Below are 22,808 nucleotides of genomic sequence, written 5' to 3'. Positions count from 1 at the left end.
GTCATTGCATGGAATGCGCCGCCTGCGGCGCGCTCTGCGGGGTGCGCAGGCGCACCACCTTGCCCTGCTGTTCGACCACCAGCCCCAGGCTCAGGGCGACGCTGCGGGCGAAGCCCAGCGGATCGCTGGCCGAGTACAGGCCGACGATGCGGCGGCTGCCGACCAGCGGATCGTCGATGACGATGCGGGTGTCGCTGTAGCGCAGGAACTGCGCGGCCGCCACCGACAGCGTGTCGCCGTTGAACGACAGCATGCCCTCGCGCCAGGCCAGCTGCTGCTCCAGGTCTTCCGCAGGCACGGCCTCGATGCGGATGCCGTGGCTGCGGTTGGCCAGCGCGCGGTAGTTGGCCAGCAGGCGCGCCGGCGCCACCGCGCCCTGGGTGTCGGCCACGTCCACCACCCCTTCGCGCACCAGCACCTCGACACCGCCGCTGCGACGCTCGGTGAGGCTGACCGCGAAACTGGTGCCGACCGCGGTCACGTCGGTTTCCTGCGCACGCACCACGAACGGGCGGCCGGGGTTCTTGGCCACGTCGAACAGCGCCTCGCCCTGCAGCAGGGTGATGCTGCGGCGTGCGTCGTCGTAGCGCACGCGTACCTGCGAATCCGAGTCCAGGGTGATCGCCGAACCGTCCTCCAGCGGCACTCGCAGGATTTCGCCGCGGCGCGTGGCGTAGTACTCGGCATCATCCTGCTGGCGGTGCACGCCGATCACCAGCAGGCTCAGTGCCGCGGCCATGCCGGCCGCCCAGCGCAGCACCCGCCGCGACCGCCGGAAACGCGGCGGCACGGGAGCCGCGGCAATCGCGGCCGTGCCATTGGACAACGCGCGCGCACGCGCAGTGCGCGCCAGCACCGCATGCGCCCGCGCATAGGCGCCGAAGTGGCGCACATCGGCCTGCAGCCAGGCATCGCGCGCGACCGCGTCGGCGGCCGTCAGCGGGGCCCGGTCCTCGCGCGCGACCCAGGCCGCGGCGATATCGTCGATGCTGTGCTCATCGCGTGCGCGCATGGCGTGTTCCTCCTGCCGCAGGCCGTTCCCTGCCCTCGTCCGCGTCTTTCCCGTCACGCTTCATCGAATCCATCAATACCCGGATTCCCTTGCAGATGTGTTTCTCCACGGTGTTCTCGCTGATCTGCATCCGCTGGGCGATCTCGCGCTGCGAGTACCCCTCGATCCGGCGCAGGACGAAGGCCTGCCGGCACTTGTCCGGCAGGCTGTCGATCAACGCGCCGATCCGCGCCAGTTCCTGCCGCGAGGACGCGGTCCGCTCCGGACACGCCTCCTCGCCGCCGATGGCCACCCGCTCGATTTCGGCCACGGCCTCGATCGACACCACCTGCGCACGCCGCAGCTGCTGCAGCACCACCGACTGCGCCACCGAGTACACGTAGGCGCGCGGCTGGCGCACGTGGGACACGTCCGCCAGCGCCGCCAGGATGGCGTAGGTCTCCTGGATCACGTCATCCACGTCCTGGCGCACCGGCAGCCGCCGCTGCAGCCAGTCGCGCAGCGCCGGCTCGCACGGCAGCACGTGCTCGGCGAGCCACAACGCACGCGCCGCGCCCAGTGCCGCGCTCATCGCCGCACCCCCGCGGTGCCCGGCGCGTGCCGGGCGTTTTCACGGACAACGTCTGGAATCATCAGAACGCCTTGGTCACGTTGACGTACCAGTAGCGCGGATACGCCTGGTACACCGCCGAGGAATAGCCGAACGCGTCGCTGGACACCGGCGGCCGCTTGTCGGCCAGGTTGTTGGCGCCGACCTTCAGCGACAGTCCGTCCATCCAGCCGTCGCCGCGGAAGTCGTACTTGACGAAGGCATTGGCCAGGGTCTGCGACTTCACCGTCCACGGCGTGCCGTCGGCCAGCACCAGGCCGTTCTCGACGAACGCACTGCTGTAGCGCGCGCTGGCGCCGACCGACAGCTGCTGGTAACGCCAGGTGAGGGTGCCGGACCACTTCCACTGTGGGTTGCCGCCGTTGCCGATCAGGTTGCCGCCGCCGGTGACCCGGATCGACGGATCGACCAGGCCGCTGCCCTTGGCGTCTTCCAGCGCCTGCAGCGCCGGCGAGCGCTGGCGGTAGAACTCGATCAGGCGGGTGCCGTTGAGCGACACGTCGAAACGACCGGCGCGGGTTTCCGGCGAGGCCCAGCTGAAGCTGTAATCCACGCCGCGCACGGTCTGCGGTTCGAGGTTGACGTACTGGTCCTTGACATAGAGCACCTTGCCCGCGGCCTCCAGGCCGGTACCGGCGTAGCGCGCGATGTCGTCGGCGGTGGGGTCGGCGCGCACCACGTCGGCGTTGCTGCCGCCCTGCTGGCGCAGCACGTAGTCCAGGATCAGCGCGTTGCCCTCGCCGAACAGGCCGATGATGCCTTCCTGCGCGTACTTGTAGTAATCCACCGCGAAGGTGAAGCGGCCGAAGTCCTCGGGGATGAACTGCGGCTGGAACACGATGCCGGCACTGGTGTTGGTCGAGGTTTCCGGCTTCAGGTCCGGGTTGCCCGAACGGCGCGCGGTGGTCGAGGCGGTGTAGCCCTTGCAGGCCGCCATCGAGGCCTGCGCGCCGCTGCGCACGTCGGCCAGGCACTGGACCCAGTCGGTGCGGTTGTTGGAGCGGCTGACCATGGTGGCGTTGACCTGCTCCAGGTTGGGCGCGCGGAAGCCCTTGGCCCAGGACGAGCGCACGGTCAGGCCGTCGATGATCTGCCAGCCCAGCGCCAGCTTCGGCTTGGCCACGCTGCCGAAGTCGTTGTAGCGCTCGGCGCGGCCGGCCACCTGCAGGTCCAGCGAACGCACCAGCGGGATGTCCATCCCCGGCGCGACCAGCGGCACCGAGAACTCGGCGAACACACCGGCGACGGTGCGCGACCCGTAGGTGTCCGGGGTCGGGCTGACGCCATACATGTCGCTCGGGTACTGGACCCCGGTGATCGCGTCGGTGAAGGTCAACGAACCGTCGACGTGGGCGTCGCGGTCGTCGCGCTGGGTCTCATGGCGCACTTCCATGCCGGCCGCCATGCCGACGTCGCCGGCCCAGGTGCGGAACAGGTCCGGGCGCGACGCCTTGACGTCCCACAGGTACAGTTCGGTCTCGCTCTGGCGCTTGGCCTTGTAGAAGAACCGGTCGAGCTTGCTCCAGTCGTTGCAGCCGCCGCAGAACGGGTTGTAGGCCGCCGCGGTCGAATCGGCCAGCGCCTGCTGGAACAGGGTCATGCTCACCGCGTCCTGGGTGTCCTCGACCCTGGCCTTGGAGTACAGCGCCGCGCTTTCCCAGTCGAAACCGAAGTGGTAGCCGCGCAGGCCGGCCAGCGCGCGCACCTGGGTGTTCTTGACCTCGATCCGGGTCGGGCGCTCGAAGCGGTAGCTGGTGATCGTCACCGGCAGGCCGTTGGGACCGATGTTCAGGCCCTGCAGCCGGTTCGGGTTGAGCGTGCCGTCGGGCAGGTACATCGCGCCGAACGGGTTCCAGTAATTGCTGGCGGCGACCGTCATCGGCAGCGAGGAAATGGTGTTCACGCCATTCTGCAGGCTGTAGGCGCGCGAGTCGTACAGGCCGGCCTCGCTGAACAGCGAGATGCCGTTCTCGAAATCATGCTTGCCGGTGGCGAACAGGTTGATGCGGCGCACGTCCGGCGCGATCGACACCGGGTACAACGACTGGTGGTTGTCGCGCAGGTTGGCGTCGGCACCCGAGGTGGCCTTGCTGCCGGACTGCACGCACAGACCGTCGCCGAGGGTCGCGGCGCAGTTGCCGTTGCTGGTCGGCTTGACGTGGAAGGCGCCGGCGGCGGTGGTCAACCACTTGCCGTTCTGCGACACGCGCGCGCCATTGGCGGTGAAATTGCCCCACGGACTGTTGGTGTTGCGGTTGTCCACCCCGACCAGACCTGCGTACGGGGTACCGGCGAAGTCGTCGATGCGGTTGCCGCTGCGGGTCCAGTCCTGGTCCAGCGAATTCAGGCCGGTGGTGTTGTAGTAATTGAAGGCCACGGTGACGTTGGAGCGCAGGTCCTGCGAATTGCGGCCCCACATGCCGTTGACCGACACATCGCTCAGGTGGGTGCCCTCGCCCACGCCCTTCTGCACGCTCAGCGTGCCGCCGTCCATGTCGTCGCGCAGCACGTTGTTGACCACGCCGGCCACCGCGTCGGTGCCGTAGATCGCGGCGGCGCCGTCCAGCAGCACCTCGACCCGGCGCAGGTTGGCCACCGGCACGGTGTTGGCGTTGTAGGTCAGCACCGGCACCAGGTTGCCGTCGGCCTGGCTGGTCGGGTGCACCACGGTGCGGCGGCCGTTGATCAGCAGCAGCGTGTTGCCCACGCCGAGCCCGCGCAGGTTGACCGAGGCGATGTCGCCGCGCGCGTAGTTGGAGCTGTTGCCACCGTTGGTGCCGCTGAAGGAGACATTGCCCATCTGCGGGATGGAGCGGTACAGGTCATCGCCGGAGACCGCGCCGGTGGCCTCGATCTGCTCGGCCTGCAGCGTCGCCACCGGCAGGATCGCCGCCGACTTGCTGCCCTTGATCTGGCTGCCGACCACGGTGACCTGGTCCAGCGTATTGACCGGGCCGCTGGCCGGCGCCTGCTGCGGCGCCGGGGCCACCGGCTCGGGTTCGGCGGCCTGCGCCACCGCCAGCCCGCCCAGGCCACCGAGCGAGGCCAGCATCGGCGCGGCGGCGCGCAGGGTGATCGTACGGCCGTCGTCCGAGGCGATCGCCAGCCCGGTGCCATTGAGCAGGCGGTTCAACGCCTGCCGCGGGTCCATCTGCCCCTTCAGCTGCCCGACCTCGATCCGCCCCTCGTCGCCCATGGTGGCCGGCGCGATGATCTGCAGGCCTGCCTGGCGGGCGAATTCAGGCAGCACTTCCTCGATGCGACCGCCTTCGATATCGAACTGCGGTGGTGCGGCGAGCACCGGCATGGCCACGCACAGCGCCGCGGCGGCCAGGCCGCCACGGATGGCGCTGGCCAGCGGCAACAACTTGAATGAACGCATTGATGAACCCCTCTCCGGTATATGCGAATGCGGCGACGTTGTCGGTCTCCTCACCTGCCTAGATGAGCCTGCGCGGAAGTTCCGCCATCGGCCGCACCTTCGCCCCCCGGCCATGCCCGCCATACGGCGTAGTATCCTTTGGCCAACCCCTCCGGATCCCGAGGACCGAGCAGTATGCGTTTTCGTCCACAGTACGTCCTGACCGCAGTTCTCAGCCTCGCCCTGGCCGCGTGCGGCGGCGGCATGGTGAAGCGGGTTTCCGAACCCGCCGCCGGCATCCAGCAGCTCACCGTCGCCAACGACGGCAGCTGGGAAGTCGAGCTGCGGCTGCGCAACTACAGTTCGATGCCGATGCGCTTCGACGACGTCGCCCTGCGGATCAAGGTCGGTGACCAGGCCGCCGGCACCCTGGCCGCCACCCCGGGGCTGTCGATCGGCCCGGAATCGGCCGACGTGATCAAGGTCCGCCTGCAGCCGGCCTCGCCGGCGCGCATCGTCGTGGCCGACGCCCTGGCCGGCGGCCGCTCGCTGTTCTACGAGCTGGAGGGCACGGTCAAGGCCACCCCGGAAGAAAAAAAGCAGCGCAGCTTCGAGGTGAGCGCACGCAACACCCTGAACCAGGCGCCGGGCCTGCCCGGCGTGCTGCGCTGATCCGCCTCCCCTTTCCGTTTCATCCGAGATCGCACCGATGAGCAACTACAAGGCACCCGTTACCGACCTCCGCTTCGCCCTGCACGACGTGCTCAAGGCCGAGTCCCTGTTCGCCGCGATGGGCCACGCCGACGCCAGCGCCGACGTCATCGACGCCGTGCTGGAGGAAGCCGGCCGCTTCAGCGCCAGCGTGCTGGCGCCGCTCAACGCAGTGGGCGACCAGAACGGCTGCACGCTGGACAAGGCCACCGGCGAGGTCACCACCGCGCCCGGTTTCAAGGAAGCGTACGCGCAGTTCGTCGACGGCGGCTGGACCGGCCTGACCGCCGCGCCGGAGTTCGGCGGCCAGGGCATGCCCGAAACCCTGGGCATGGCGCTGAGCGAGATGGTGTCCTCGGCCAACCTGGCCTGGAGCCTGTTCCCGATGCTGTCGCACGGCGCGGTCGAGGCACTCAAGCACTACGGCGAGGACTGGCAGAAGGAAGCCTTCCTGAAGCCGCTGGTGGCCGGCAACTGGACCGGCACCATGTGCCTGACCGAGCCGCATGCCGGCACCGACCTGGGCCTGCTCAAGACCCGCGCCGAGCCCAATGCCGATGGCAGCCATGCCATCACCGGCACCAAGATCTTCATCACCGCCGGCGAGCACGACCTGAGCGAGAACATCGTCCACCTGGTGCTGGCCAAGCTGCCCGACGCCCCGCCCGGGCCGAAGGGCATCTCGCTGTTCGTCACCCCCAAGTACAAGGTCGGCCGCGACGGCACGATGGGCGAGCGCAATGCCCTGCGCTGCGGCGCGCTGGAACACAAGATGGGCATCCACGGCTCGTCCACCTGCGTGATGAACTTCGACGGCGCCCAGGGCTACCTCGTGGGCCAGCCGCACAAGGGCCTGCAGGCGATGTTCGTGATGATGAACTCCGCCCGCCTCGGCGTCGGCATCCAGGGCCTGGCGCAGTCCGAGCGCGCCTACCAGGGCGCCCTGGCCTACGCCCGCGAGCGCCTGCAGTCGCGCGCGCCGAAGGGCGCGCAGCTGGCCGACAAGCCGGCCGACCCGATCATCGCCCAGCCGGACGTGCGGCGCATGCTGCTGTCGATCAAGGCGCTGACCGAAGGCGGGCGGCTGCTGGCCGCGCACGCCTACACCCAGCTCGACGCCGCGCAGAGCGCCGGCGACGCACAGGTGCGCGCCGATGCCGAGACCCTGGTCAGTTTCCTCACGCCCATCGTCAAGGCCTGCCTGACCGAGTGGAGCATCGAGTGCACCTACAACGCCCAGCAGTGCTTCGGCGGCCACGGCTACATCGCCGAGCACGGCATGGAGCAGCTGGCCCGCGACGCCCGCATCACCACCCTGTACGAAGGCACCACCGGCATCCAGGCGCTGGACCTGATCGGGCGCAAGACCGCCCTGTCGCAGGGCGCGGGGCTGAAGCTGTTCCTGGCCGAGATCCAGGCGTTCATCGCCGCCAACGGCGACAATCCCGCCGTCGCCGAATTCCTGCCGGTGCTCGGCGCCCGGGCCAACGAATGGGGCACGCTGACCCGCAGCGTCCTGCAGCGCGCTGCGGCCAATCCCGAGGAGCTGGGCGCGGCCAGCTGGGACTATCTGTTCTACAGCGGCTACGTCGCCCTGGCCTACTGGTGGGCGCGCGCGGTAGCCGCGGCGCAGGCATCGGCCCATCCCGACGCCTTCAAGCAGGCCAAGCTGGAAACCGCGCGCTTCTACTACGCGCGCATCCTGCCGCGCACCCTGGCCCATGCCGCCAGCATGGAAAGCGGCGCCGCGCCGCTGATGACCATGGACGCCGCGCGCTTCGGCGAGTGAGCCCGGCCCGGCCGCCATCGTCGATGGCGGCCGGGTTTACACAAATTGTCACGCTTCGTGTATAAGCTGTTTTCCCGATGGAGACAGACACTACACCGCGTGGTCTGATCGATACCGGAGTCGCCGCATCCGCTCCGGACGTGGAGTTTTCGCTCCCGCCCTCCCTGCACCGCCTTGGTTCCGTGCGCCTGCTGTCGCTGGACGCGCACGGCCGCGTGCTCGACTGGATCAACTGGCAGGAAGCGTCCTGCCTCTACGCGCGCGGCGCGGTGGCCTGGACCCTGGGCGACCCCTGCCTGCATGTGCACGGCGCCATCAACCGCGCCAGCGGCCTGCGCAGCGGCCTGGACCTGCACCCGATCATCGCCTCGCGCGGCCATGCCCGTTCGCGCGCCATCGACCCGACCCCCAACCTCACCAACACCGCGCTGTTCGCCCGCGACGCGCAGCTGTGCCTGTACTGCGGCCAGCAGTTCAGCCGCCCGCACCTGACCCGCGACCACGTGATGCCGCTGTCCAAGGGTGGCCGCGACATATGGGAGAACGTGGTCAGCGCCTGCTTCCAGTGCAATTCGCGCAAGAGCAACCGCACCCCGCAGCAGGCCAACATGCCGCTGTTGGCGGTACCGTACCGGCCGAGCTGGATCGAGCACCTGATCCTGTCCAACCGCAACATCCTGGCCGACCAGATGGCATTCCTGCAGGCACAGCTGCCAAAGAAGGCCCCGCGCCGCAGCGCCTGAGCCGCCACGATGCCGGTGCGCGACTGCCGGGCACGCCCATCGTGCGGGCATTCATCGACGCGTTCGCCCGCCCGCGACGCGCGCCAGCGTCCGTTCACCCGCACCGCGCCCGAGGGCGTTGCCCCTGAGGCGCCCCGGGCAGGCACCGCGACGCAGCACCGGCGCCTTGCGCTCTGACTGGTGCGCGGCCCGCGTGTCGCGCGGGCATACATGGACGTGTGCTCCCGCCCGCGCATATCGCCACCGCACCCCGTTCCTGGCCGACCCGACGCCGTTGCCGCAGGCCCGGGTAGGCACCAACCGCATGCACCCATCGCGGTCCCGGCGCCTGAACCGGCCACCACCTGCGCACCCCGGGATGCCTTCACCAGGCCCAAGCACCCATCGGACGCATCGGGCGAGCGCCGCCACGGCGCAAGCTGAACCCCACCCGCACTCCTGCCGCGGAAGCCGTCATCGGCGGTCCACGCCACCGGTGGTTTGCTTGCCCCACCCCGGAATGGGGGCGAAAATACCGGTCCAGCTGAAACGCGAAGAACATGATCGACTCCGTCCGCTATCCGCGCCTGTCGCGCATCCAGACCCCGCACGATCTGCGCACGTTCGAGGAAACCGAACTGACCGCGGTCGCCGGCGAGCTGCGCGATTACCTGATCGAATCCGTGGGCCGGAGCGGCGGCCACTTCGCCGCCGGGCTGGGCGTGATCGAACTCACCGTCGCCCTGCACTACCTCTACGACACCCCGGTCGACCAGCTGGTGTGGGACGTCGGCCACCAGACCTACCCGCACAAGATCCTGACCGGCCGCCGCGACACCATCCACACGGTCAAGCAGAAGGACGGCGTGGCGCCGTTCCCCAAGCGCGAGGAAAGCGAGTACGACACGTTCGGCGTCGGCCATTCCTCGACCTCGATCTCGGCGGCGCTGGGCATGGCCATCGCGCGCCAGCGCCAGGGCGACGAGCGCCGCATGGTGGCGGTGATCGGCGACGGCGCGATGACCGCGGGCATGGCGTTCGAGGCGCTGGCGCATGCCGGCGGCATGGACGAGGAGCCCAACATCCTGGTCATCCTCAACGACAACAACATGTCCATCTCCGAGGCGGTGGGCGGGCTGACCAAGATGCTCGGCCGCGCCACCGCCAGCCGCACCCTCAACGCGCTGCGCGAGGGCGGCAAGAAGATCCTCGGCGACAAGCGCCACAGCCCGCCGGCGCGCTTCGTCAAGCGCTGGGAGGAGCAGTGGAAGGGCATGTTCGTGCCGTCCACCGCGTTCGAGCAGATGGGCTTCCACTACACCGGCCCGATCGACGGCCACGACCTGCCGCTGCTGCTGTCCACCCTCAAGACCCTCAAGGGCAAGAAGGGGCCGCACCTGCTGCACATCATGACCACCAAGGGCAAGGGCTACGAGCCGGCCGAGGGCGACCAGATCGGTTACCACGCCGTCGGCCCGTTCGACCCGAGCAAGGGCCTGCCGGCCAAGAGCGCGCCGAAGAAGCCGACCTACACCGACGTGTTCGGCGACTGGCTGTGCGATGCCGCCGCCGCCGAGCCGCAGCTGATGGGCATCACCCCGGCCATGCGCGAGGGCTCGGGCCTGGTGCGTTTCAGCAGGGAGTACCCGCAGCGCTACTTCGACGTGGCCATCGCCGAGCAGCACGCGGTGACCCTGGCCGCGGGCATGGCCACCCAGGGCGCAAAGCCGGTGGTGGCGATCTATTCCACCTTCCTGCAGCGCGCCTACGACCAGCTGGTGCACGACGTCGCCATCCAGAACCTGGACGTGCTGTTCGCCATCGACCGCGCCGGCGTGGTCGGCCCGGACGGCGCCACCCATGCCGGCAACCTGGACCTGAGCTTCCTGCGCTGCGTGCCGAACATGCTGGTGATGGCGCCGGCCGACGAGGCCGAGTGCCGGCAGATGCTCAGCACCGGCCTGCAGTACCGTGGACCGGCGGCGGTGCGCTACCCGCGTGGCACCGGTCCGGGGGTCGCGCCCGGCGTGGATCTGTCCACCCTGCCGATCGGCAAGGCGCAGCTGCGCGCACAGGGCCAGCGCCTGGCTATCCTGGCCTTCGGCTCCACCGTCGCGGCCGCCGAGCAGGTGGGACGCGAACTGGGCCTGAGCGTGGTCAACATGCGCTTCGTCAAACCGCTGGACCGCGCCCTGCTGCTCGACCTCGCCCGCACCCACCAGGGCTTCGTCACCGTCGAGGACAACGTGGTCGCCGGTGGTGCCGGCTCGGGCGTGTCCGAACTGCTCAACGCCGAGGCCGTGGTGCTGCCGGTGCTGCACCTGGGCCTGCCGGACAGCTTCCAGCACCATGCCAGCCGCGAAGACCTGCTGGCCGAAGCCGGCATCGATGCGGCCGGCATCCGCGACGCGATCCTGCGGCGCTGGCCGGACGTGCGCGGCACCACCGCGCCGCTGAGCGTAGCCGGCTGACTGACGGCCTCTGGATGCGTGCACCCGTTGCCCTGCCGGCAGCGGGACGACCCGGTGCATGCGCAGGCGGCGGCCCCCCGGCGTTCCGTCGCGGCCCTCCACGGGTGCGCGGGCACCGCCGTTTCCCGCGTTTCCCGATTGCCTCCTGCCGGCGCGCGTACCGGACTGGCGCCAAGCACACCCGCGAAAGGCCCGGCCATCAGGGTGATGGCCGGGCCTGGGCTGCATGCGCGCTGGCGCAACGCTGCGGCTTACTCTTCTTCGTCGTTGCCCTGGCCCGGCGCCTTGCGCTGCTGGCCCTGGTCCTGCTGCCCGGGTTGCTGTTTCTGGTTGGGGTTGTCCGGGTTCTGCTGCCCGACGTTCTGCTTCGGGTTCTGGTCGCGCTGCTGGGTCATGACGGTCTCCTGATTGCCGCGGCCGGTTGCCGTGGTGGGACGAGCATCCCGCCGGCACCGTTGGCACGTTGTGCGCGGCCGTCAACACCAGGATCACGACGCTGACTGTCGCCACGGGCGCAATCGCGGAGCGCGCGCGCCGCACTGAAACCACCGCGGCAAAGGCCGCGCTCACGTTCGTCGGGACGCATCCAGCAGGCGCTTCAGCGCATGCGCGGGCAGCCGGCGCCGCGCGGCGCCACAAGGGCCGCCTGGCGCCGCCCGCGCGCGATCCTGTGCGCCGTGGATGACGGCGGCACGCCGGCACGGCAAATGGCACTGATCGCGAGCTGCCGACCGCGCGCGCAACCTCCGCCCGACACGCGCGCCACCGGCGCAGCACACTCCGGCACCCGGCGCGCTGCGCAATCCAGAAAAAGAAAAAGCCCTGAATCATCAGGGCTTCAAATGGAGGCCTGGGTCGGAATCGAACCGGCGTACGCGGATTTGCAATCCGCTGCATAACCACTCTGCTACCAGGCCACAATCTTGTCGATCGTACAGGAAGAAAAACCTCTTCCCGATATGAAAAAACCCCGCTCGCGGGGCCTTTTCGTAATCTGGAGCGGGAAACGAGACTCGAACTCGCGACCTCAACCTTGGCAAGGTTGCGCTCTACCAACTGAGCTATTCCCGCTTGGGAGCCGTGCATTCTACAGACTTCGTAGGAATTGCGCCAGCCTTTTTAACAACTTTCTTCACGCTTCCGGGAAGCTTTCCGGCTTCCCCGCATACCGCCTGCAATCAGCTGATCGCGTCGATATACATGAGGTGAATTCCCTGATTCAGCTCCGTTGAAAACCCGGAAGCTTCATCGATCTGGAGCGGGAAACGAGACTTGCACTAGGCGCATAAGTCGTTGTTTCCCAAACCCTTTCTTCGCCGAGGTGGCCAGCGAAGACCTAAATTGTAGCCTAATTTTTCATCCTCGCCAACAAGATCTTCCAAAGAATTCCACTGACCTCTATAGACCTGCACGCAGCACACCCGCCCCACACTCGGCGCTACGTCGGCGGCGGCGGTCTCGAACTGGCCTCCTACCTCTCACTCTCTGCTTCCGCATCCCACGGCGATGAGGGCCAGGCCGATGTTCCGGTGCTGACCTAGTTCGGATGCCGTCAAGGAGCGGCACGCACCGCACGTTGCCTTTGTCGATATATCAGGATGCGGAAACAAGCATCACAGGCGCGGGTTTACTACGTCCGGCCGGACGTTCGGCGGCCACTGCCGCCCCCTCGCACCTCGTGAAACCGCTGGCATATCTAGTCATACCTAGTGGGTTTTGCAGGGGCCGCAATTTCTTACGACCCTGATAGCGTGCGCGTCGCTGTCGAACCCACCTTCCGGCGATTGACCTTCTAGCGATCAATGGATTTTTGCACACCGAGCATACGACGGCTACCAGCGGCGCGAACTGGTGAGAAGTACTCAAGCCCCATGACGAAGCGAGCCTCGGGACTCGTTTCCTGCACAGGTAACAGGCCGACCATGATGTCGGCGGCAAAGGAGTCGGCCATGTAGTTCTTCTCCTGGAAGGAGACCGAGCATGTACGAGAACAAGAATGATGCACCAACATCAAAGGTGTTCTACCTCCCGATCGAAGCGTCCATCCGCTGGGCCGGGCTGCTGCGGTACGAGCAGGTGATCCTGGCCTCGATTTCGTCGCCCCGGAACCTGCCACTTTCGCTGGACTGCCCACGCTGGGGCGAACTGCGGCTGTACACCGAACGCATCTATGACGGCATCCTCAATGGGGAGCTGCCCTTCGGGCGGGACGGCATCACGATGCACGACACCGAGCTGATCGACTCTCCCGACCTCACCGTCCGCCATGTCGATCTGAAGCGCTGGATGCGCCAGCACTACCCCGAACAGCGACCAGGCTTTCTCTTCTCCCGCAGCGAGCGCATCGCCCATCCCTTCATCTCGCTGGAGACTGGGCAAGCCATGCTGGTTGAGCAGCTCGCCCTGAAATCCGCCCTGGAACAGTCCAAGCGCCAACTTCGCGAGCTGCAGGACAAGCACGACGCGCTGCTCAAGCAGTCCACGGTGATTCCCGCCTGCGCGCAGTGCCCGATCAGCGATCGGGCCGAGGCCACCTACCTGAACATCATCGGGGGCATGCTGGAGCTGATGCTCGGCCAGTCGCCCTCGGGCACGCCGTACTCCAGCTTCAAGACGCAGGAGGCTGTGGTCAGCGCACTGGTCGCCCATCACCACGGCGTCATGGGGATCGCCGAGCGGACGCTGAACGGCAAGTTCGCCACGGCCAGGCGCCGGCTGCATAGCGCCACGCTCTGAGGATTGCCAGCTTGTATGTGCAGTCGCGGAGATTGCATTTGCAATGTCTTTCCGCAGCCGTGTCTATTGAATAGAGGTCACGCCAACAAACGCCACTGAGCGTTCAGGAGTGACCGCCATGTCGCAAACACCTGTACTGCCACCCAACGAGCGCCGCATTCTGCGTCTGGAAGAAGTCGAAGCGAAGTCCGGCTTCAAGCGTGCCCACATCTACAACCTGATGAAGAAGCGCCAGTTCCCGCAGGCGCTGCGCCTGGGTGTGCGCGCCGTCGGCTGGGATTCCATCGAAATCGATCAGTGGATCGCCGAGCGCGTCAACAACCGGGCCTGACCCGTTCTCCCGCGGACCTTCCATCCTCACACGGAGAACGCCATGCAGGTTGTATCCATCATTTCAACGAAAGGTGGCGTCGGCAAGACCACCACGGCCGCGAACCTGGGCGGGCTCGTCGCCGACGCGGGGCTGCGCGTGCTGCTGCTCGATCTCGACGTGCAGCCCACCTTGTCCTCGTACTACGAGCTGGCCCACCGCGCGCCCGGCGGCATCTATGAATTGCTGGCCTTCAACGAGCGCGACCTCGGCCAGCTCGTGTCCCGCACAATCATTTCGGGCCTGGACCTGGTGCTGTCCAACGACCACCGGGGCGAGTTGAACACCTTGCTGCTGCACGCGCCGGATGGGCGCCTGCGGCTACGGCACCTGCTGCCGGTCCTGGCTCCCCTCTATGACCTGGTGCTGATCGACACCCAGGGCGCGCGCTCGGTGCTGCTGGAGATGGCGGTGCTCGCCTCCGACGTTGCGCTGTCGCCCGTGACCCCGGAAATTCTCGCGGCGCGCGAGCTGCGGCGCGGCACCATACAGTTGCTCGAAGACATCGCGCCGTACCGGCACCTCGGCATCGAGCCGCCACCGCTGCACCTGCTCATCAACCGCGTCCACCCCGTGTCGGCAAACGCCCGGCTGATCCAGCAGGCCTTGCGCGACCTGTTCCAGGACCACGCCGGCATCCGCGTGCTGACCACCGACGTGCCGGCCATCGAAGCCTATCCGCGCGCCGCGACGCGCGGCCTGCCAGTCCATCGGGTCGAATACCGCCAGCCACCGGGCAGAGTCGCCCCCGCCGCGCTCGAAACCATGCGCAGCCTCGCCGGCGAGCTGTTCCCGCAGTGGCAACACCGATTTGCCGCGGTGTCCGGCCGTTCGCCAGTCCCTCTTGATACCGGGAGGCCACATGGCGAACGCACATGAACTGGCCCGAGGGCACAAACGGCTGCGCGCCCTGATCGAGTTCGCCGTCGGTGAAGGCTGGCACGTCAAGCGCACGCCGGGCGGCCACCTCAAATTCACCAAGACAGGCTGTGCCGCGATCTACACCAGTTCGACGGCCAGCGACCACCGGGCCGCCCTCAACGCCCGTGCGCAGATCCGCCGCGCCGAGCGCGAGGCCCGATCCCAGGCGCAGGGAGGCAGCCATGGCTGAGATCACCTCCCAGCAGATGGCCGGCAAGCTGCTCGCGGCCGGGTTCGAGCGCAGCGGCCCGGCCGCGTCGGCCTTGAGCGACCCGATCGCCGACACACCCATGGTCGTGACCCTGGACCAGTTACGCCCCTACGACCATGACCCGCGCAAGAAGCGCAATCCGGCCTATGAGGAAATCAAGGCATCCATCCGCGAGCGCGGCTTGGATGCGGCACCGGCCATCACCCGACGGCCTGGCGAGGACCACTACATCATCCGCAACGGCGGCAACACGCGGCTGGCGATCCTGCGCGAACTGTGGTCGGAGACCAAGGACGAGCAGTTTTTCCGCATATCGTGCCTGTTCCGGCCGTGGCCCAGCCGCGGCGAAGTCGTCATGCTGACCGGCCACCTGGCCGAGAACGAACTGCGCGGCGGCCTCACCTTCATCGAGCGCGCCCTCGGCGTCGAGAAGGCGCGCGAGTTCTACGAGCAGGAAAGCGGCGCCGCCCTGAGCCAGTCCGAACTGGCCCGCCGCTTGGCCGCCGATGGCTTCCCGGTCCAGCAGTCGCACATCAGCCGCATGAACGACGCGGTGCGCTACCTCCTGCCGGCGATCCCCGCCGTGCTCTATGGCGGCCTCGGCCGCCATCAGGTCGAACGCCTGTCGGTCATGCGCAAGGCCTGCATGTTCGCGTGGGAGCGCTACGCCAAGGGCCGCACGCTGGTCCAGGACTTCGACGAGTTCTTCCAGGAAGTCTTGTCGCAGTTTGATGTGCAGGCCAACGAGTTCTCCGCGCAGCGCGTACAGGACGAGCTGATCGGTCAGATGGCCGAGCTGCTGGGCGTCGACTACGACGTCCTCGCGCTGGACATGACCGAATCCGAGAGTCGCCAGCGCGCTCTGGTCAGCGATCCGACGCCATCCTCGACACCGCCCGCCTTGCCGGAGCCTGGGGCTATCGCGCGCCCACCTGCCAACGCCTCGCCGCCCACCACAGGGCCAGCACCGGCAGCGCAGCCTGCAAGCCCTGCGTCTCCCACCTCAACGCGCGAGAGCGACGCAGATGCCAACGAGGCGGGCACGGCCAGTCCGACAGCGGACGACCACCTGCTTCAGAAGCACGTCGTCTCACCGGCGCCAACGACCGAACGGCTCCAGTCCATCCAGCGCATGGTCGCCGACCAGTTGGGCGATGCGCTGCCGCCTGACTTCTCGGCGAACGTCTTGCAGTCCATCCCCGTGCAGGCCGGCGGGCTCTATCCGATCTCTGATGTCTGGTACATCGACGCGAGCCTGGACACGCCCGAGCGCCTGCGCATCCACGTCGCGCAGTTCGCCCGCGAGATCGCGGGCGAGGCTCGCCTGGACGAGTGCATCGATGACCGTCCAGACGGCATCGGTTTCGCCTGCCGTGCCCACGTCCAAGACCCGGAGCCGCTGGGCCGTGCCGTCCTGGCGCTGCTGGCATGCCTGGCCGGTCAGCAGCCCGCCGACGTCGGCTTGGATAACAGGCAATTCGTCATCGACCTGTCGGCGCTGCTGCACGGACAAGGCGACGCGACCCGGCGACTGAGCGACACCGCACTGGTCAAGCTGTTCCGGCTGCTGCGGCTGGCCCGCCGTCTGCTCGACCTGGACGCCGGCGCTGCGGACCCTGGAACGTGACCGAGGGAGGCCAGCATGTCCGCACCACACCCACTCAACCAGGCCGTCATCGCCCAGGCCCTCTATGACCTGCGCAATGGGCAACTGCGCCGCTGCAAGCTGATGGGGTTTGGCGAGGAAGAGCTGGACGCCCTCAAGCACCCCGCGCTGATCAGCGTGCTGGCCAACGCCAATGTCTCGTGGTGTTCCGTGACGGTCAACCGCGAAGTGCTCCGGCGTCTGCTCAGGCAAGCGCAGGACGTGGAGAAGGAAATCGCCACGGTCGATCGCATGCTCAGGCTGGGCGCGAGCACCGAGATGGTCAGCCGCTTCTACGGCCTGACCCACCAGGAAGTGGCGCTTCGCCGCGAAATCCTTAGCCTGCCCAAGCGCAAGGGCCGCCACCCCGTGCTGGACGAGAAGCAGGACACGGAGCTGTGGCGGCAATGGAAGGCCGTGACCAACAGCAGGAACGTCGATCTCGAAGACGAAACTTCCATCCTCGACGCCGCCATGGACTTGGCCGAAGGCATGTCGCTGCCTCTGTCGGTGGTCTGGGCCTCGATCAAGAGCTGGGTCGATCAGGGATTGGGTTGAGCCATGGCCGTGGACGACACCGCACCACGTCGTGGCCCCATCGCTCTCGCAGATCTGTTCGACGCTGCGCTGAAAGACCTTGCGCCCAAGCGCAATGCCGACGCGCCCCCGCCCACATCCACGCCTGTCCCGGTGCCCACGGCCCCGGCGTCTGGCGATGCTTTCCTGTTCAGCGGCAACCGGCACGAGACCGTACCGCGGCGGCTGTTCCTCGACCGTCGCCTGACGCCGTTGGAGCGCAACGCCTGGCAAGTCTTCCGACTGATGCTCAACGACGATGGCGTGACGGCATTCCCGACGTATGAGCAGCTTCGGCCCTGGCTGGCCTCGATGCCTTGCGCCGGGCAGGCATCGCATGAAACCGTGGCCCGAGCGCTGACGCTGTTGCGCCTCACCCGATGGTTGAGCCTGGTGCGGCGACGGCGCGACCCCAAGACCGGCCGCATCCTCGGCAACCTCTACGTTCTGCACGATGAACCCCTGACGCCCTTCGAGGCCATGCAGCTCGACGCCGACTACCTGGAGCTGGTCAGCCAGTCCCTCGGCCATTCGGCCAAGGCCGTCCAGATGGTCGGACTGAACACTCTACGAGAGATCGCGGAAGACCCGCTGCTGTCCGGCCGCACGCTGCCGTCGCGGCTGCAGGTCCTGGCCGAACGTCTCGCCAGCCAAGGCACTACGGCCACAGAGAGTTATCCACAGGAGGAAGCCACCCACGATTCCGAAGAAGGGGCATCGAGCCTTCTTCGGAATGCTGACGGCCCGTCTTCGGAATCCGAAGCAGGGCCGAAACCCGCGCCAGACGCCTCTCTTCGGAATCCGAAGCAGGCCCGTACAGTACGTAGTAGTCGTATTGATGAAGTACGTACTACCGCGCATGCGCGCGCGCTGGGCGATCTGCAATGGCCCAAGCGCTTCGCGGAACTGAAGGCAGAGCAGCAGACAGGTGCGCGGGTGGCACTACAGCAGGTCGATGCTGCGCTGAGGCAGGCGGTGCTGGACGAATGGGCTGCACGATGCAGCAACCATGGCATCCGCAATCCTGCAGGGTATCTGTTCGGCATCATCCAGCGGGCCATCCATGGCGAGTTCAACGCCTGGGCCAAGAAGGACGCGCCATCGGCGCCCGTTGCGCCGAACGAGCGGCCGCCATCACCAGCGCCGCCACCATCCCAGTCGCAGGGCAAGCCAGTGCCGCCAGAAGTCGCCAAGCAGCACATCGAGCGGCTGCGCAACCTGCTCGCCAGCAAGTGATCAGGTGTGCAAGGCGGTGAAGTGGATGCTGGTGGCTGTCAGCAGAACTATCCCCTGGGGATAGCTCGCGCCGCATGCACCCACCGCGCCCTGAACCGGGGACGGGCGGGTTTCGGTTTGTTGACTGACTGCCTTCCGCTTCCTGCCGAAGCTGGCCGCTCTTTTCCAACAACGAGCGGACACCATGGCAACTACCAACGAACCCTTGCAACTGAATCTCGGCTCCTTGCGCAGCGCGATGTCGCTGACGCTGCACACGCACCACGCCTCGCGCATCTGGCACGGCCGCGCCGCCGCCGAGGGGCGACCGGGCATCGTCGGCCTGAACGGCTACATCGCCCAGATGAACAAGATGCGGCGCGGCTCGGAGCAGGACGATCCGTACAGCGACTTCTGGATGCTGCGCATCGAGGACAAGCTCGACCAGACCAAGGCCACGCTGCAATCGCTGCGCGAACAGGTGGACCAGGCTCTCGCGAGCGTGCCGCCGGCACTCACCCTGGGCGAAAACCTCAACGTCCAGCCGGTCAAGCTGCCGCTGTTCGTCAATGCGCAGCTCGGCTTTGCCGCCGTGTACCTGCTCGCCGACTACGACGACATCGCCCGCAAGCTGATCCTCGCGCACCACACCGCGCTGATCGATCGCTCGACGCTCGAACGCTGGCTCAACGAAGGCGCGCATGCGCTGCGCAGTCTTTTCAGCCTGGCGCAGCAGTACCGCTACTCGGGCTGCACCCGCGACGACTTCGCCGCGAAGAATGCCGCAGCGCGGGCAGCACTGGAGAAGTTCGGCGAGCTGCCGCAGGACGTGCTGGAAGGCACGCGCCGCTCGAAGTTCGCGCCGCCCATCGTGCGTCGTGGCCTGCAGCAGCGTGGTGACGGTCCTGCCGCAGCACCATCCGCCAGTGACGAAGCCGCCGCCACCGAGGCCTCCGAAGCGACGGCCGGCGAGGACGAGCAGGCATGAGCGACCCGAATCGCGAAACCCGCTACTTCCGCCCGCTGCAACAGACCGCCTTCATGCGACTGGAACACGCAGGCTCTCAAAAAGGCCTTTTAAGGCCTTTTAAGGGTAAAGGGGACTTGGAGGCCTGGGCCAGCCAGTGCTTCGCCATGCGCGACGAGTTGATTGGCTTGGCGCAGCGACAGGTGCTGCAACAGGCAGCCGGGCATCCCTTCCATCTGCTGCCCGTGGAGCTGGCCCAGCAGGCAACCGGCGCGGGAACGACGTTCCTTCGCTGGCGCAAGCACGACAGGTCGGCCATGGGCGTGGCCCTGTGGCAGGAGCTGATGGCGAGCACCAGTACGCCGGTCAACCTGCTGGCCGACCTGCACGCCATCGAACTTCAGCGCATCACGCTGAACATGCAGATCAGCCTGTTGCACACCTTGGGCCGGCAGGCGCAGGAGTGCGCCAGCAAGGCCGCCGCGGCGGAAGACGCCTACCTGCGCCGGCTCAAGTCCACCCCACCCGCACTGCGCGATCGGTGATCGCGCCGAGCAACCCAGCACGCGCTCGTCACCGACCAGGTGCGGGTATTTCAACCACCACGGAGATTGCAACATGAGCACGCATTTTTCTGGCGAGGGCAACATCGGTTCGCCCCCCGAGTACCGGGAGTTCCCCAACGGCAACGACGAACCGCGGCGCTTGCTGCGGCTGAACGTGTATTTCGACAACCCCGTCCCCACCAAGGGCGGCGACTTCGAGGATCGCGGCGGCTTCTGGGCGCCGGTGGAAATCTGGCACCGCGATGCCGCGCACTGGAAGGACCTCTACCAGAAGGGCATGCGCGTGCTGGTCGTCGGCCGCATGGAGCGCGAGCCCTGGACGGACAACGAGGACCAGCCACGCGAGACCTGGCAGATCAACGCGCGCAGCGTCGGCATCCTGCCGTTCCGCATCGAATCCGTGACCCTCAGCCCCAGGCAGCAGGAGACCACGCAGGACGTGCAGCCGAACTCCCAGGCCGCCCAGGAATCGACCGCGCCGAAGGAGCCGAAGCGCAGGAAGTGACAGGCATGGGGCGGCGGCAGTTGTCCGTCGCCCCCATGCCCTCGCGAGCTATCCCCAGGGGATAGCTCCATCAACGTCCACCGGCGTCCGCGCGCTCCAAAAAATCGTGGCTCCCGGCCCGCACACCCCCGGCCGCACGCCACTTCCGTCCTCGCCATTCCATCCCGTGAAAGTGGTCGCCACCGCATGCGGCTTGTTTGCTGCCGCCCGTGGTGGTGCTCGGCATCCTCGATTCCAGCAACTCAATGAACCACGGAATTCGGATGGACGGACATGCGGCTGTTCTTGTGCGAGAAGCCATCGCAAGGCAAAGACATTGGTCGAATCCTCGGCGCAACGCAGCGCGGTGAAGGCTGTCTCAGCGGCTCCGGCATCACCGTCACCTGGTGCATCGGCCATCTCGTAGAAGCGGCAGCTCCCGAGGTCTATGACGCGGCGCTCAAGCGCTGGTCGCTGGAGCAGTTGCCCATCATTCCCCAGCAGTGGCGGGTCGAGGTCAAACCGAAGACCGCCACGCAATTCAAGGTCGTCAAGGCGCTTCTGGCGAAGGCGACTCATCTGGTCATCGCCACCGATGCCGACCGCGAGGGCGAGCTGATCGCCCGCGAGATCATCGACCTGTGCGGCTACCGCGGCCCCATCGAACGGCTGTGGTTGTCGGCGCTCAACGATGCGTCGATCCGCACCGCGCTCAGCAAGTTGCGGCCGTCTTCCGACACGCTGCCGATGTACTACTCGGCACTGGCGCGCTCACGCGCCGACTGGCTGGTGGGCATGAACCTCAGCCGGTTGTTCACGGTGCTCGGGCGTCAGGCCGGCTACGACGGCGTGCTGTCCGTCGGTCGCGTCCAGACGCCGACCTTGAAGCTCGTCGTGGATCGCGACCGCGAGATCGCGGCCTTCAAGTCGGTGCCGTTCTGGGCCATCGACGTGTCCCTGTCCGCGGGCGGTCAGGCTTTCAGCGCGCAGTGGGTTCCGCCAGATGGCTGCACCGACGACGCCGGCCGCTGCCTGCAGCAGCCTATCGCCCAGCAGGCCGCGCAGCAGATCCGCGCTGCGAGCAGCGCCCAGGTGGTGTCGGTCGAGACCGAGCGCGTGCGCGAAGGGCCACCGCTGCTGTTCGACCTGGGAACGCTTCAGGAGGTTTGTTCCAAGCAGCTTGGGCTGGATGTGCAGGAGACGCTGGAGATCGCCCAGGCCCTGTATGAGACCCATAAAGCCACCACGTACCCGCGTTCCGATTCGGGCTACCTGCCCGAAAGCATGTTCGCCGAGGTGCCGACTGTTCTGGACAGCCTGCTCAAGACCGACCCCTCGCTGCGCCCGATCATGGGCCAGCTCGACCGCTCCCAGCGCTCGCGCGCCTGGAACGACGGCAAAGTGACGGCGCACCACGGCATCATTCCCACCTTGGAACCCGCGAACCTCTCGGCCATGAGCGAGAAGGAACTGGCGGTGTACCGGCTGATCCGCGCGCATTACCTCGCGCAGTTCCTCCCTCACCACGAGTTCGACCGCACTGTAGCCGAGCTGTCCTGCGGCCAGCAGAAGCTGGCGGCCACCGGAAAGCAGGTGGTCGTCAAGGGTTGGCGCCTGGTGCTGGCCGAGCCGCAAGCGGACGAGGACGGTGAAGCCACGGCGCGCAGCCAGGTACTCCCCCCGCTGCGCCAGGGCATGGCGTGCCAGGTGGCCGAGGCCGAGATCAAGGCGCTCAAGACGATGCCGCCCAAGCCCTACACGCAGGGCGAACTGGTCAAGTCCATGAAGGGGGTCGCCAAGCTGGTGACGGACCCGCGCCTGAAGCAGAAGCTCAAGGATACGGTCGGCATCGGCACCGAGGCGACACGGGCCAACATCATCAGCGGGCTGATCACCCGCGGCTACATCGTGAAGAAGGGGCGCTCCATTCGCGCATCGGATGCGGCGTTCACCTTGATCGATGCCGTACCCGCGGCGATTGCCGACCCCGGAACCACCGCCGTGTGGGAACAGGCACTCGACATGATCGAGGCCGGACAACTCACCCTGGACGTGTTCATCGGCAAGCAGGCCGCATGGATTTCGCAACTGATCGCGCAGTACGGCAGCACCTCGCTGTCCATCAAGGTTCCTCAGGGTCCCGCTTGCCCGCAGTGCGGCGCACCGATGCGCCAGCGCACCGGCAAGACCGGCCCCTTCTGGTCGTGCAGTCGCTACCCCGACTGCAAAGGCACGCTGCCGGTCGAAACCGGCGCGTCCAAGCGCGGTGCCTCGCGCCCGCGCAGTAGCGGCCGCAAGGGCTCTTGACCGACCCCGTTCCCCGAGAGCCGTGCCCGCCATCGGCGGCGTGGCCCATGTCCCGCACGCCCTGCGGGACGCCCAGCGCGCAACGCCTTCTCTTGTCCGTGTGCGCGTCCCGCCCGGCCGCCCCCGGCCGCGGG

Annotated in this window: 20 protein-coding genes and 2 tRNA genes; 15 read left to right on the top strand and 7 right to left on the bottom strand. The window is 67.6% G+C overall.

Features of this window, described 5'->3' with window-relative positions; genetic code table 11:
• Position 1 precedes the first annotated feature (1 nt).
• The 3 genes from MKP15_RS10080 to MKP15_RS10070 form a co-directional block, all read right to left on the bottom strand.
• Positions 2-1,012, bottom strand: a complete 1,011-nt coding sequence (locus tag MKP15_RS10080; RefSeq protein ID WP_104938590.1) for a FecR domain-containing protein — start codon at positions 1,010-1,012, stop codon at positions 2-4.
• Complete coding sequence (locus tag MKP15_RS10075) at positions 996-1,583, bottom strand: RNA polymerase sigma factor (protein WP_104938589.1); 588 nt, start codon at positions 1,581-1,583, stop codon at positions 996-998. Before MKP15_RS10075 ends, MKP15_RS10080 begins: the two co-directional genes overlap by 17 nt.
• A 61-nt stretch (positions 1,584-1,644) precedes the next feature.
• Positions 1,645-5,004, bottom strand: coding sequence for a TonB-dependent receptor (locus MKP15_RS10070; protein WP_240212615.1), 3,360 nt, complete (start codon positions 5,002-5,004; stop codon positions 1,645-1,647).
• 174 nt (positions 5,005-5,178) lie between these two features.
• Here MKP15_RS10070 and MKP15_RS10065 point away from each other — a divergent pair, with 174 nt between their 5' ends.
• From MKP15_RS10065 to dxs, 4 genes are all read left to right on the top strand, one after another.
• Complete coding sequence (locus MKP15_RS10065) at positions 5,179-5,655, top strand: LEA type 2 family protein (protein ID WP_104938588.1); 477 nt, start codon at positions 5,179-5,181, stop codon at positions 5,653-5,655.
• A gap of 37 nt (positions 5,656-5,692) precedes the next feature.
• Positions 5,693-7,483 (top strand): acyl-CoA dehydrogenase C-terminal domain-containing protein, encoded by a 1,791-nt coding sequence (locus MKP15_RS10060; protein ID WP_240212614.1) that lies wholly within the window; start codon positions 5,693-5,695, stop codon positions 7,481-7,483.
• 77 nt (positions 7,484-7,560) lie between these two features.
• On the top strand, positions 7,561-8,226 hold the full coding sequence (locus MKP15_RS10055) for an HNH endonuclease (protein WP_161614748.1): 666 nt from the start codon (positions 7,561-7,563) through the stop codon (positions 8,224-8,226).
• A gap of 539 nt (positions 8,227-8,765) precedes the next feature.
• Positions 8,766-10,676, top strand: a complete 1,911-nt coding sequence (dxs, locus tag MKP15_RS10050) for a 1-deoxy-D-xylulose-5-phosphate synthase (RefSeq protein ID WP_240212613.1) — start codon at positions 8,766-8,768, stop codon at positions 10,674-10,676.
• Between the two features lie 251 nt (positions 10,677-10,927).
• Here dxs and MKP15_RS10045 read toward each other — a convergent pair whose 3' ends face one another.
• The 4 genes from MKP15_RS10045 to MKP15_RS10030 all read right to left on the bottom strand — a co-directional run bounded on the left by MKP15_RS10045 (position 10,928) and on the right by MKP15_RS10030 (position 12,627).
• A complete protein-coding gene (locus tag MKP15_RS10045) occupies positions 10,928-11,071 on the bottom strand; it encodes a hypothetical protein (protein WP_158681832.1) in 144 nt (47 codons plus the stop codon).
• 448 nt (positions 11,072-11,519) lie between these two features.
• A tRNA-Cys gene (locus MKP15_RS10040) sits at positions 11,520-11,593 on the bottom strand.
• A gap of 78 nt (positions 11,594-11,671) precedes the next feature.
• Positions 11,672-11,747 (bottom strand) — tRNA-Gly (locus MKP15_RS10035).
• 721 nt (positions 11,748-12,468) lie between these two features.
• Entirely contained in the window at positions 12,469-12,627 is a 159-nt protein-coding gene (locus MKP15_RS10030; RefSeq protein ID WP_167310314.1) for a hypothetical protein, read from the bottom strand.
• Positions 12,628-12,656: 29 nt separating this feature from the next.
• On the opposite strand from MKP15_RS10030, the gene MKP15_RS10025 reads away from it, so the two are divergent.
• From MKP15_RS10025 to MKP15_RS09975, 11 genes are all read left to right on the top strand, one after another.
• The gene (locus tag MKP15_RS10025; protein WP_011347601.1) at positions 12,657-13,412 is read left to right on the top strand and encodes a hypothetical protein; all 756 of its coding nucleotides are present in this window, start codon (positions 12,657-12,659) and stop codon (positions 13,410-13,412) included.
• Positions 13,413-13,530: 118 nt separating this feature from the next.
• Positions 13,531-13,743 carry an AlpA family transcriptional regulator gene (locus MKP15_RS10020; protein WP_011347600.1) on the top strand — a complete coding sequence of 71 codons (213 nt, stop codon included), beginning with the start codon at positions 13,531-13,533 and terminating at the stop codon, positions 13,741-13,743.
• A 42-nt stretch (positions 13,744-13,785) separates the two neighbouring features.
• Positions 13,786-14,661: a ParA family protein gene (locus tag MKP15_RS10015; protein WP_240212612.1), complete on the top strand. Its 876-nt coding sequence runs from the start codon at positions 13,786-13,788 to the stop codon at positions 14,659-14,661.
• A complete protein-coding gene (locus MKP15_RS10010) occupies positions 14,645-14,893 on the top strand; it encodes a hypothetical protein (protein WP_011347598.1) in 249 nt (82 codons plus the stop codon). Before MKP15_RS10015 ends, MKP15_RS10010 begins: the two co-directional genes overlap by 17 nt.
• Positions 14,886-16,541, top strand: coding sequence for a ParB family protein (locus MKP15_RS10005; protein WP_240212611.1), 1,656 nt, complete (start codon positions 14,886-14,888; stop codon positions 16,539-16,541). Before MKP15_RS10010 ends, MKP15_RS10005 begins: the two co-directional genes overlap by 8 nt.
• A 15-nt stretch (positions 16,542-16,556) precedes the next feature.
• Positions 16,557-17,117, top strand: a complete 561-nt coding sequence (locus MKP15_RS10000) for a DUF2857 domain-containing protein (RefSeq protein ID WP_240212610.1) — start codon at positions 16,557-16,559, stop codon at positions 17,115-17,117.
• A gap of 3 nt (positions 17,118-17,120) precedes the next feature.
• On the top strand, positions 17,121-18,371 hold the full coding sequence (locus tag MKP15_RS09995) for an STY4528 family pathogenicity island replication protein (RefSeq protein ID WP_240212609.1): 1,251 nt from the start codon (positions 17,121-17,123) through the stop codon (positions 18,369-18,371).
• Between the two features lie 184 nt (positions 18,372-18,555).
• Positions 18,556-19,338 carry a PFL_4669 family integrating conjugative element protein gene (locus tag MKP15_RS09990; protein ID WP_011347594.1) on the top strand — a complete coding sequence of 261 codons (783 nt, stop codon included), beginning with the start codon at positions 18,556-18,558 and terminating at the stop codon, positions 19,336-19,338.
• The gene (locus MKP15_RS09985; RefSeq protein ID WP_240212608.1) at positions 19,335-19,862 is read left to right on the top strand and encodes a DUF3158 family protein; all 528 of its coding nucleotides are present in this window, start codon (positions 19,335-19,337) and stop codon (positions 19,860-19,862) included. The genes MKP15_RS09990 and MKP15_RS09985 overlap by 4 nt, the downstream gene beginning before the upstream one ends.
• Positions 19,863-19,935: 73 nt before the next feature.
• Entirely contained in the window at positions 19,936-20,388 is a 453-nt protein-coding gene (locus MKP15_RS09980; RefSeq protein ID WP_240212607.1) for a single-stranded DNA-binding protein, read from the top strand.
• Positions 20,389-20,661: 273 nt separating this feature from the next.
• Positions 20,662-22,674 (top strand): DNA topoisomerase III, encoded by a 2,013-nt coding sequence (locus tag MKP15_RS09975; RefSeq protein WP_240212606.1) that lies wholly within the window; start codon positions 20,662-20,664, stop codon positions 22,672-22,674.
• Positions 22,675-22,808 lie beyond the last annotated feature (134 nt).

It is taken from the genome of Stenotrophomonas sp. Y6 (assembly GCF_022436665.1).
Classification (GTDB): domain Bacteria; phylum Pseudomonadota; class Gammaproteobacteria; order Xanthomonadales; family Xanthomonadaceae; genus Stenotrophomonas; species Stenotrophomonas acidaminiphila_A.
Note: the sequence above shows the minus strand (reverse complement) of the source record. Positions and strands in the feature narration are given on the sequence as shown.